Origin of the sequence: Blautia sp. DFI.9.10 (genome assembly GCF_024461705.1) — a bacterium.
Lineage (GTDB): Bacteria > Bacillota > Clostridia > Lachnospirales > Lachnospiraceae > Blautia_A > Blautia_A fusiformis.
In genome coordinates, this window is the sequence record NZ_JANGAA010000004.1 from 119,159 (window position 1) to 131,132 (window position 11,974).

Genomic DNA, 11,974 nt, shown 5'->3' on the forward strand with positions numbered 1-11,974 from the left:
ATCAATGTTAGTACATCTGCATGTAAAAAATCTTGCACTGATAGAGGAATCAGAGGTGGAATTCGGACCAGGCTTAAATATCTTAACTGGTGAGACCGGAGCCGGAAAATCCATTCTGTTAGGATCCATACAGCTTATCCTGGGTGGAAAAACTTCCAGAAGCATGATTCGTGAAAATGCTTCCTATGCCCTGGTAGAGTTGCTGTTTCAGGTTGAAAACACGAAAGCCAGAGAGTCCCTTGCGGCGCTTGACATCTATCCGGAAGACGGACAGGTGCTGATGTCCCGCAAGATCATGGACGGCAGAAGTATCAACAAGATCAACGGAGAGACAAGTACTGTCAGCCAGATGAAAGCAGCAGCAGCCTGTCTTCTGGACATTCACGGACAGCATGAGCATCAGTCACTTCTTTATGGAGACCGCCAGCTGGCTATTTTGGATGTATACGGAAAAGAACAGATCCTTCCTGCCAGGGAGAAGGTCCGGAAAGCTTATCAGGAGTATCGGGACTGTGCGGATCAGCTGAAAGCACTGGATATGGATGAGGAACAGCGCAACCGCGAAAAAGCCTTTCTGGAATTTGAGATCAATGAGATCGAGGAGGCAGCTCTTATTCCGGGAGAGGACGAAACACTGGAGGACCGCTACCGGAAGCTGAGCAATGCCAGAAGAATCATGGAAACAGCACAAATGGTCCGTGGGATGACCGGATATGAACAGGGCGCCGCAGATATGACCGGAAATGCCCTGAAAGAGTTTTCAAGAATTGCAGATTACGATAAGGAGCTTGCACCTTTACAGGAAGCTCTTGTGGAAATCGATTCACTTCTCAGTGACTTCTGCCGTGATCTGTCCTCTTATATGGATAGTTTGACTTTTGACGAAGAAACTTTTTTTGAAACAGAAAAAAGACTGGATCTGATCAATAGTCTGAAGGCAAAGTATGGACAGACGATCCATGAAATTTTGTCTTATCAGAAGGAACAGCAGGAAAAATTAGAAAAACTTCAAAGATTCGAAGAAAATTTCCGGTTACTGAAAGAAAAACTTATGCAGGCAGAAAAGATTCTTGAGGAAGCTTCGCATGAACTTTCAGAGATCCGGAAAGAATACAGTAAGCAGCTAGATGAAAAGATTATCGAAGGATTGAAGGAACTGAATTTTGAGGATGTGGATTTTTCTATTCGTTTTGACCGCAGAAAAAATTATACAGATAATGGTTATGATGCGGTGGAATATGAGATTTCCACAAATCCAGGTGAGAGCAGAAAACCGCTGGGACAGATCGTATCCGGTGGTGAGCTTTCCAGGATCATGCTTGCCATCAAAGCGATCCTTGCAGATAAAGATCAGATCGATACACTGATCTTTGATGAGATCGATACAGGGATCAGTGGGCGTACTGCACAGAAGGTCTCTGAAAAAATGGCAGTGATCGGACAGCACAGGCAGGTGCTTTGTATCACACATCTTCCACAGATCGCAGCAATGGCAGATACCCATTTTGAGATTGAGAAACATGTAGAAGGAACAGAAACTATCACCCAGATCCATCCTCTGGAAGGAGAGGAATCTGTTCGTGAGCTTGCCAGACTTCTGGGCGGTGCCCAGATCACGCCGGCTGTTCTTGGAAATGCAAGAGAGATGAAGGAATTGGCACAGCAACAAAAAAATACAAGACTGAAATAATTTATACGTTACATACTAAGAGAGGACGGCCGAAAGGTCGGTCCTCTTTTTTAACCGAATCAAGTCAGTCCCCTGCTTCAGTTGCGAAAAGCAATAGGCAGTGGGTGGGGATTTGCTTGTATCAGAAAATTACAAAGGATGTGACGTAAGATGAACAGAAAAAGAAAATACCGATGTTGGCTCCTTGTATTTCTTGCGCTGGATCTGATTCTGATGGGATGGCTGGGCTACCGGCTTCTGGACAGAAAGATCCCGGATCAGATCCTGGTGGATCATGAGGACAGCCGGGACGTAGCCAATCTTCTTAAACGCCCTTTTATCAGCTTTGATGATGCGATCACCGTTTCAGGAAAAGACAGCTATAAGTTGCACTGCAGACTCTTGGGAGTGATCCCTTTTAAAGATGTGAAGGTAAAAAATATAACTGCAAAAGAAGTATATGCAAGCGGAGATGCAGTAGGTATTTATATGCAGACGAAAGGAGTTCTGATCATTGATACAGGCGAGATTCTTTCGGAAAGTGGTGAGATGGAAGAACCGGCCCGGGACATTGTAAAGCCGGGAGATTATATTGTGGCTTTTGATCAGAACCGGATCCAGTGCAAGCAGGATCTTCTGGAGGATCTTGCAGATCTTTGCGGAGAATCTGTAACACTGAAGGTCCGCCGGGGAAAGGAGACGATTCCCCTGTCCCTGACGCCTGTGAAAGATGAGAAAGGAAACTATAAGCTTGGCATCTGGGTGAGGGACGATACACAGGGAATCGGAACCCTGACTTATGTGGACGAAAATGGAGGGTTCGGTGCTCTTGGTCACGGGATCAGCGATGTGGATACCGGCGAACTTTTAAGTATCGCAGATGGAAATCTTTACAACGCCCAGATTCTGGGGATCCGGAAAGGAGAAAAAGGAAATCCTGGAGAACTATCTGGTCTGATCCGATACGAAGCTGACAATATCCTGGGTGAGATTTCCGAAAACAGTAAAAACGGCATTTTTGGAACTGTGGATGCTGATCAGGTGAAAAATCTGGATCTGAAGAAGATTCCTGTGGGTTACAAACAGGATCTGAAAATTGGACCCGCATCTGTTCTCTGCTGCACAGACGGCGAAGTAAAAGAATATGCCGCGGAGATCACCAGGATCGATATGAACCATGAGGATTCTAATAAGAGCTTCGTGATCCAGATTACAGATAAAGAACTCCTGGAAAAAACAGGTGGGATCGTTCAGGGAATGTCTGGAAGTCCTGTGCTTCAGAACGGAAAACTCTTTGGTGCCGTGACTCATGTATTTGTGCAGGATTCTACCGGCGGATATGGGATTTTTATTGAAAATATGACAGGCAATGCATAATCTGCAGTTGAGGAAAGAGGCACAAAAACATGGAAAAAGTCCGGGAAAAGTGCCTCTTTTTTATATGGGGAAAAATGCCGGATACAGATTGAAATACCTACATTTTGGTGAATTTTGTGATATATAAGAGAAAAAATGTCGAAAAATATCGTACGAAAGTGTGATAAAATAACTACTTTTATCTTGATTTTACTACAGGATTTCCACTATAATAATTTTGTCGCCAGCAAGGGGAAAGCGCAGGCAGCTAACAGTGTCGGTTACTGCCGTGGTGACAGGGGGTATGTCTGGAAACCCAAGGAGATAGAAGTTAGGAGGGTCCTCATGGACAAATTAAATGTTGCAATTGCTGATGATAACGCGAAAATGACAGACATGCTCGGTCAGATGATCGAAGAAGATAAAGACCTTGAACTGGTCGGAAAAGCACACAACGGAGAAGAAATCTGTAACATAATCAAAGATAAGGAGCCGGATGTGGTGATTCTCGACATCATTATGCCGAAGATGGACGGCCTTTCCGTTATGGAGAAATTTTCCCATAACGCAAATGTCAAAAAAGTTCCAGTGTTTATCGTATTATCTGCAATTGGACAGGAGAGGATTACAGAGGATGCATTCAGTCTTGGAGCAGACTATTATGTTTTGAAGCCTTTTGACAACACCACACTTTTAAACCGGATCAAACATATTCGGAAGATTGGGGACAGAAGAGTGCGGGAGATTGCAAGGCCAGGTATCACAGAAACCAAAAAGCCTCAGCCGGAGAGGAATCTGGAAACCGATGTGACGAATATCATTCATGAGATCGGAGTTCCGGCACACATCAAGGGGTATCAGTATTTAAGGGATGCGATCATTTTGTCTGTCAATGACATGGAAATGCTCAATTCCATTACCAAGGTATTATATCCAACCATTGCGAAACGCCATCAGACAACACCGAGCAGAGTGGAGCGGGCGATCCGACATGCGATCGAGGTGGCATGGAGCCGGGGAAAGATGGATACCATTGATGAATTGTTTGGATATACTGTAAGCACCGGAAAAGGGAAACCCACGAATTCTGAATTTATAGCACTGATCGCAGATAAAATCAGACTAGAATATAAAAATCGGTCTTTAAATTAGATGAATTTTGGAGTATAATCATAAATAAAAACGGGTGTACCCAGGGAGGGGAATACAGATGAAAAAAATTCTGTTTGCTACATCAGAAGCAGTACCTTTTATCAAAACAGGAGGACTCGCTGATGTTGCCGGCTCACTGCCTAAGTGCTTTGACAAAAAATATTTTGATATCCGCGTGATCTTACCGAAATATGCCTGTATGAAACAGGAATGGAAAGACAAAATGGAGTATGTGACCCATTTTTATATGGATCTGGGATTTAAGAACTGCTATGTAGGCATTATGCAGATGCAGTATGACGGGATCCAGTTTTACTTCATTGACAATGAATATTATTTCAGCGGTCCGAAACCATATGACAGCGCACCATGGGATCTTGAGAAATTTGCTTTCTTTTCCAAAGCTGTGTTATCGGTTCTTCCGGTGATCGGATTCAGACCGGATATCATCCACTGTCATGACTGGCAGACAGGACTTGTTCCGGTTTACCTTCACGATTCTTTCCAGGAGAATGAATTCTTCCGTGGAATCAAGACTGTTATGACAATACATAACCTGAAATTTCAGGGTGTATGGGATGTTAAGACTGTTAAGGATATCACAGGCCTTTCCGATTACTACTTTGCGCCGGATAAACTGGAAGCATACAAGGACGCAAACTTCCTAAAGGGCGGTATGGTATTTGCAGATGCCATTACCACAGTAAGTAATACCTATGCAGAAGAGATCAAGACACCGTTTTATGGTGAGAAGCTGGACGGACTTCTCAATGCGAGAGCCAACAGCCTGCGTGGTATTGTAAATGGTATTGATTACAATGAATTCAATCCGGAGACAGATCCGAATATCACCAAGAACTACAATGCAAAGAACTTCCGCAAGGAGAAGATCAAGAACAAGATCCAGCTTCAGAAAGATCTTGGACTTGAGCAGGATCCGAAAGCTATGATGATCGGTATTGTATCCCGCCTGACAGATCAGAAGGGATTTGATCTGATCGCTTATATTATGGACGAACTGTGTCAGGATGCGGTTCAGATCGTTGCTCTTGGTACCGGTGAGGAACGTTATGAGAATATGTTCCGTCATTTTGACTGGAAGTATCATGGCAAGGTATCTGCACAGATCTACTATGATGAGGCAATGTCTCACAGAATTTATGCAGCATCTGACGCATTTCTGATGCCGTCACTGTTTGAGCCATGTGGCTTAAGCCAGCTGATGAGCCTTCGTTATGGAACTCTTCCGATCGTCAGAGAGACCGGTGGTCTGAAGGATACAGTTGTCCCGTACAATGAATTCGAGGGAACCGGAACAGGATTCTCCTTCGTAAATTACAATGCACATGAAATGCTTGCTACGATCCGTTATGCAGAGAGTGTATATTATGACAAGAAACGTGAATGGAATAAAATGGTAGATCGCGCGATGGCTGCAGATTTTTCCTGGAACAATTCCGCACGCCAGTATGAGGAAATGTACAATTGGTTAATTGGTGAGTAAGGATTCACCGAAGCGGTTCTCGCAATAAAAAGGCGCAGACGACAGATAATATGTCGTTTGCGCTTTTTTATTGCGGGAATATACATGGATGTTATTGTATGTCTGAAAAAAATATGAAGATGTTTGTTTATCAAACAGGAATTGTGCTAAAGTGAGAAAAAATATAAATGTTAATGATAAATAACTTTTGAATTGGTATTATTTATATGAAACTTATCAGATTAATCAGTTATTGTCAAATAACTTAAATTGTGTTACATTTATATTAATACATCGTTTTTGAAATAACTATACCATTCACTTGTCTGTGAATCCGATTGATATAGTTATTTACGAAACGATGTACCAGTGGATAATACAGATATATGTATTGACCATGTAAATTGTACTTATGATGAGGTGACAATATGACACTGGACAAATTAAAGACTGGAGAATGTGGCAGAATCATCAGTGTTCGTGGCGAGGGGGAGCTGAGACATCATCTTCTGGATATGGGGCTTACACCGGGGACAGAAGTGTCTCTTCGTAAAACAGCTCCTATGGGAGATCCGGTACAGCTTGTGCTGCGCGGATATGAGCTGACATTGCGGCTGGCGGAAGCTGCAAAGATTGAGATCGTATCGATCGAATCCATGACGGAAACGAAGAAAGAAAATGAACGGCATCAGCCGATTGCTCATCCTGGTGTGGGAGAACTTGGAAAGGCTCGAGATTATCGCAAGAACCGGATCGGTGATACGATTCCCAAAGGGGAACCGATCACGTTTGCACTGGCAGGTAATCAGAACTGTGGAAAGACAACTCTTTTTAATCAGCTGACAGGCTCCAATCAGCATGTTGGTAACTTTCCGGGTGTAACTGTTGACAAGAAAGAAGGAAGCATCCGGAGGCATCCGGAGGCAACGGTAACGGATCTTCCTGGAATCTATTCACTTTCCCCGTATTCCAGCGAGGAGATCGTAACAAGAGATTTTCTGCTGAATGAGAAGCCGACAGGAATCATTAATATTGTAGATGCTTCCAATATTGAGAGAAATCTTTATCTTACCATGCAGCTGATGGAGCTTGGAATCCCAATGGTGCTGGCCTTAAATATGATGGATGAGGTAAGGGCAAATGGAGGCTCTGTTCGGATCAATGAACTGGAGGAGATTTTAGGAATTCCGGTTGTACCTATTTCAGCAGCGAAGAATGAAGGAATTGATGAGCTGATCGATCATGCAGTCCATGTTGCAAGATACAGAGAAGCACCAGGAAGAATTGATTTCTGTACTGACAATCAGTCACCGAAGGATCCGGTAGGCGCACTTCACAGATGTATCCATGCAGCCGTTCATCTGATCGAACCCTATGCAAAAAAAACAGGACTTCCTGTACGTTTTGCAGCTACGAAGATCGTAGAGAAAGATTCTCTGATCGAAAAACGTCTGGATTTGCCTGAAGGTGAAAAAAAGGTTCTTGATGGGCTGGTACATGTTATGGAGAAGGATGGCGGTCTGGACCGTGAGGCAGCTCTTGCGAACATGCGCTTCAATTTTATTGAAAAGCTTTGTGAGAAAACTGTGGTAAAACCGGCAGAAAGCCGTGAACATAAACGAAGTGTCGCCATAGATCGTATCCTTACCGGAAAATATACAGCAATTCCCTGTTTTGTGGGAATTATGGCAATTGTATTTGTGATGACGTTTAATTATCTGGGAGCCTGGCTTTCAGACGGAATGACTATGGTCGTGAACTGGGTAATTGCACTTATTGGCAGGGGACTGGAGGTGGCAGGTGTCAGCTCAGTACTGCAGTCACTGGTTGTGGATGGAATTTTAAGCGGTATCGGAAGCGTGATCGGATTTCTTCCTACGATCGTTACTTTGTTTTTCTTCCTGTCAATCCTGGAAGATACCGGATATATGGCTCGTGTAGCCTTTGTTATGGACAAGCTCCTTCGAAAGATCGGACTTTCCGGAAGAAGCTTTGTGCCGATGCTGATCGGATTCGGCTGTTCGGTGCCGGCCATTATGGCAACCAGAACATTATCCAGTGAACGTGACCGGAAAATGACGATCCTGATTACTCCGTTTATGAGCTGCAGTGCCAAGCTTCCGATCTACGGACTTCTCACCAGTGCATTTTTCCCGAAGCAGTGGAGAGGAGTTGTGATGATCAGCCTTTATTTTGCAGGAATTCTCTGCGGGATCCTGTATGCGCTGATCCTGAAAAAGACGAAATATAAGGGAGAGCCGGTTCCGTTTGTCATGGAGCTTCCCAATTACCGGCTTCCTTCTGCAAAAAGTGTAGGACAGCTGATCTGGGAAAAGGCGAAGGACTTTATCCAGAAAGCGTTTACAATTATTTTTGCGGCAACGCTGATCGTGTGGTTCCTGCAGAACTTTGATGCAGGTCTTAACCTTGTTACCAGCACAGATCAGAGCCTTCTGGCAAAGATCGGAAGCATCGTGGCACCACTTTTTGCTCCGCTGGGCTTTGGTGACTGGAGAGTATCCACCGCATTGATCACGGGCTTTATGGCAAAAGAGAGTGTTGTGTCTACGCTGACAGTCCTTCTGGGCGGAAATACGGCGTTGCTTCAGACGTTGTTTACACCGTTTACTGCTTACGTATTTTTGATCTTTACCTTGCTCTATACACCCTGCGTTGCAGCTATTGCAACTGTGCGTCGGGAGATGGGAACTGTAAGAGCTGCCGCTGGTATTGTAGCAGTACAGTGTGCCACTGCATGGATCGTTGCGTTTGCGGTACATGGTGTGGGAATGATGCTTGGATTATAGAAAAAACACCTTACATATGGCTTTTCACAAACTGCAGAAAACATTTTGCAGAGGTTGTGAGAGCCATATTTTTTTTATGGGCAATTCCAACAGATAGCTTTTTCAGTCCATTAACCGGGACAGCAACAAGCGAAGGCTGACGAAAGAACTGAAAGCTGCTTTCTGTAAGAAGGCTGATCCCTTCGCCAATTTCCACTGCGCTGACAATAGATTCTGCACGGGCAGTACGCAGAAGCTGAGGGTGGATCCCTGCATTATGAAAACTTTGCATACAGAAACGGTAAATGGAGGTGTGCGGAGGCATCAGGATAAAAGATTCTTTTTTCAGTTCGGAAAGAGAGACCGATTTTTTGGATGCAGAGGGATGAGCTTCAGGAAAAACAGCAACCAGACGGTCTGCTGTGAGAGCATGAAAAGTATAGAGCTCCGGGTTTATCATGTGTTTTCGTACAAAGATCAGATTAAAAAAGCCTTTTTCAAGACCGGAAAGAAGTTCTTCGTCTTCTACCTCCTTCAGAGAAAAAGAAAGCTCCGGGTGTGTATCACAAAAACTGTGTATCACAGAAGTAAGATGGTACTGAGAAAGAAAAGGAAGTGTTCCAATATGAAGTGCCTGGAGCTTACTATCCTTAAAATGGTACACTGCTTCCAGAGAGCGATGATACTGTCTGGAAATCTTAAGTGCTTCTTTGTAAAAAAACTCTCCTTCAGGAGTAAGCACAGCAGTACGCTTGCTGCGGTCCCATAAGGTAAGCTCCAGTTCTTTTTCCAGTTTCATGATCTGCTTGGAAAGGGAGGACTGGGAGATATGCATAGCTTCTGCAGCATCAAAAAAAGTCCGGGATTGAGCTGCACAGATAAAATAGTCGATCTGTTCAAGAGTCATGGTAACACCTGCCTTTTAGAAAATAGTGATGAATCATTCCATATTGGAAACAATTATATCATAGAAAGAATTGATTCACCATGTAAAAAAGAGATAAAATAACATAAGAAAATAAAGATGTTACTGAGAACGGAGTGAACAGTAATATAAAGATAACGCAGGAGGTTTTATATGGCAGAAAAAGTAAGAGATCTGAGAAGTGCTCTGGCACTTCTGGAGCAGATGCCAGATCAGCTGATCGAAACAGAGGTGGAAGTTGATCCGATGGCAGAGCTTGCAGGGGTATATCGTTATGTAGGAGCCGGTGGAACGGTGAAGCGTCCCACAAAGGAAGGACCTGCCATGATCTTTAATCGTATAAAAGGACACCCGGATGCAAGAGTAGCTATCGGTCTTCTGGCAAGCAGAAAAAGAGTTGCTGCTTTACTTGACACTCAGCCGGAAAATCTTGGAAAGATGCTCTGCAAAAGCGTGAAGAATCCAATTCCACCGGTCGATCTTGAAGGTGATGCACCGTGTCAGCAGGTGGTGCATAAGGCAGCAGATCCGGATTTTGACCTCTATAAGCTGGTTCCTGCGCCAACGAACACACCGGATGATGCGGGCCCGTATATCACACTTGGCATGTGCTACGCCACACACCCGGATACTGGAGTTCACGATGTGACCATTCATCGTCTTTGCATTCAGGGAAAAGATGAGCTTTCCATTTTCTTTACACCTGGTGCCAGACATATCGGAGCAATGGCAGAGCGTGCTGAGGAGCTGGGACAAAGGCTGCCGATTTCTATCAGTATCGGAGTTGATCCTGCTATTGAGATCGGTTCCTGTTTTGAGCCGCCTACAACACCACTGGGGTATGATGAGCTGTCTGTAGCCGGTGCACTGCGCAAAGAGCCGGTGGAACTCTGTAAATGTTTAACCGTTAACGAGCGTGCCATCGCCAATGCGGAATACGTGATCGAGGGAGAAGTGATCCCGGGTGTGCGTGTAAGGGAAGATCAGAACAGCAATACCGGATACGCCATGCCGGAGTTTCCGGGATATACAGGGCCTGCAAGTGATCAGTGCTGGCTGATCAAGGTTACAGCAGTGACACATCGTGAAAATCCGATCATGCAGACCTGTATCGGGCCAAGTGAGGAGCACGTATCCATGGCGGGAATCCCTACAGAGGCCAGCATCTATGGCATGGTGGAAAAAGCAATGCCTGGAAGGCTTCAGAACGTATACTGCAGCAGTGCCGGAGGTGGAAAGTATATGGCTGTCCTTCAGTTTAAAAAGCTTTCTCAAAGTGATGAGGGAAGACAGCGTCAGGCTGCACTTCTTGCATTTTCCGCCTTTAGTGAGCTGAAAAATGTATTTCTGGTAGATGAAGATGTGGACTGCTTTGATATGAATGATGTACTTTGGGCGATGAATACGAGATTCCAGGGGGATGTGGATGTGATCACCATTCCGGGTGTCCGTTGTCATCCTCTTGATCCGTCCAATGATCCTGCATTTTCTCCAAGTATCCGTGATCATGGAATTGCATGCAAGACTATTTTTGACTGTACGGTGCCTTATGATCTGAAGGAAGATTTTCACAGAGCCCGTTTTATGGAACTGGATCCGGAGAAATGGCTGAAAAAATGAAAAAGAGAATTATAGTTGGTGCGACAGGTGCAAGCGGCCTGCCGCTCCTTGTAAAATGTCTGGAGATCATCCGGGAGAATCCGGATTTTGAGTCTTATCTGATCATGAGTTCCAGTGCAGAGCTGACTCTTCGCCAGGAGACGGAGCTGGAACCGGAGGATGTGAAACGATTGGCAGATCATGTATGTGCACCGGGAGAAATTGGGGCAAAACCGGCCAGTGGTTCTTTCAAAACAGAGGGGATGCTGATCGTGCCCTGCAGCATGAAGACGATCGCGGGGATCCACAGCGGCTATGCGGATAATCTTATTCTGCGTGCGGCAGATGTGACGGTCAAGGAACAGAGAACACTGGTGCTGGCAGCCAGAGAAACACCGTTAAGCGGGATTCATCTCCGAAATCTTTATGAGCTTTCTATGCTTCCGGGAGTGCGGATCATTCCGCCGATGCTGACGTTTTATCATAAACCGGAGAGCATTGATGATATGGTGTATCATATTGCGGCAAAGCTTTTGGAACCGTTTGGGATCGAAGCAAAGGAGTATCGCAGATGGAATGGATTGTAAAAGAGTGTGTGGAGACTGCAGGCTGTAAGCTGGAGGTCAGTGCTGCATTTGTCGGAGAGGATGTGCTTATCTGTCTGAAAGGCGGAGAGAGACCTCATCTGGGATGTGTGGTGCAGACGGAACCGAGAGTGTCTCTGACAGGGGATGGTTCTGTGAGTGCGACTTCTTCAGTTTTGAATTTTCCGGGACATAAGGACGAGGTGATCTGCCGGTGGATGGCGGAGCAGGTTTCGAAAAAGCTGGGAAAGAGAGTGGTTTGCACCGGGGGATTTCATAAGAATGGTATTTCGGAGAAGGAGATCCGGGAGGTGCAGGGAAGTGTTGTGCGTCTGACGGAGAAGGTGATAGAAGGATTGCAGCGGTAGTTGAGTAACGAACGGCTGGAATCTGCTAAAGTTATTTTCCAAAAGTCCGAGA

At 45.0% G+C, this 11,974-nt stretch carries 9 protein-coding genes; 8 read left to right on the forward strand and 1 reads right to left on the reverse strand.

Going from position 1 to position 11,974, the window contains the following annotated elements:
- Positions 1–4: 4 nt before the first annotated feature.
- From recN to feoB, 5 genes are all read left to right on the forward strand, one after another.
- Positions 5–1,690, forward strand: a complete 1,686-nt coding sequence (gene recN / locus NE671_RS03985; RefSeq protein WP_173740209.1) for a DNA repair protein RecN — start codon at positions 5–7, stop codon at positions 1,688–1,690.
- 150 nt (positions 1,691–1,840) lie between these two features.
- Positions 1,841–3,046, forward strand: coding sequence for a SpoIVB peptidase (gene spoIVB / locus NE671_RS03990; protein ID WP_118608918.1), 1,206 nt, complete (start codon positions 1,841–1,843; stop codon positions 3,044–3,046).
- A 324-nt stretch (positions 3,047–3,370) separates the two neighbouring features.
- On the forward strand, positions 3,371–4,177 hold the full coding sequence (gene spo0A, locus NE671_RS03995) for a sporulation transcription factor Spo0A (RefSeq protein WP_015524464.1): 807 nt from the start codon (positions 3,371–3,373) through the stop codon (positions 4,175–4,177).
- Positions 4,178–4,235: 58 nt separating this feature from the next.
- Entirely contained in the window at positions 4,236–5,681 is a 1,446-nt protein-coding gene (gene glgA, locus NE671_RS04000) for a glycogen synthase GlgA (RefSeq protein ID WP_015524465.1), read from the forward strand.
- Between the two features lie 407 nt (positions 5,682–6,088).
- The gene (gene feoB, locus NE671_RS04005; RefSeq protein ID WP_118608920.1) at positions 6,089–8,467 is read left to right on the forward strand and encodes a ferrous iron transport protein B; all 2,379 of its coding nucleotides are present in this window, start codon (positions 6,089–6,091) and stop codon (positions 8,465–8,467) included.
- Between the two features lie 10 nt (positions 8,468–8,477).
- Here the strand turns inward: feoB and NE671_RS04010 are convergent, their stop codons facing one another.
- Positions 8,478–9,353: a LysR family transcriptional regulator gene (locus NE671_RS04010; protein WP_173740208.1), complete on the reverse strand. Its 876-nt coding sequence runs from the start codon at positions 9,351–9,353 to the stop codon at positions 8,478–8,480.
- Between the two features lie 171 nt (positions 9,354–9,524).
- On the opposite strand from NE671_RS04010, the gene NE671_RS04015 reads away from it, so the two are divergent.
- Genes NE671_RS04015 through NE671_RS04025 form a run of 3 tightly spaced genes read left to right on the forward strand, consistent with a single transcriptional unit; the run spans position 9,525 to position 11,922 of the window.
- Positions 9,525–10,991 (forward strand): UbiD family decarboxylase, encoded by a 1,467-nt coding sequence (locus NE671_RS04015; RefSeq protein ID WP_173740207.1) that lies wholly within the window; start codon positions 9,525–9,527, stop codon positions 10,989–10,991.
- Positions 10,988–11,557, forward strand: coding sequence for a UbiX family flavin prenyltransferase (locus NE671_RS04020; RefSeq protein WP_044960990.1), 570 nt, complete (start codon positions 10,988–10,990; stop codon positions 11,555–11,557). The genes NE671_RS04015 and NE671_RS04020 overlap by 4 nt, the downstream gene beginning before the upstream one ends.
- The gene (locus NE671_RS04025; protein WP_256163694.1) at positions 11,542–11,922 is read left to right on the forward strand and encodes a prenylated flavin chaperone LpdD; all 381 of its coding nucleotides are present in this window, start codon (positions 11,542–11,544) and stop codon (positions 11,920–11,922) included. The genes NE671_RS04020 and NE671_RS04025 overlap by 16 nt, the downstream gene beginning before the upstream one ends.
- Positions 11,923–11,974 lie beyond the last annotated feature (52 nt).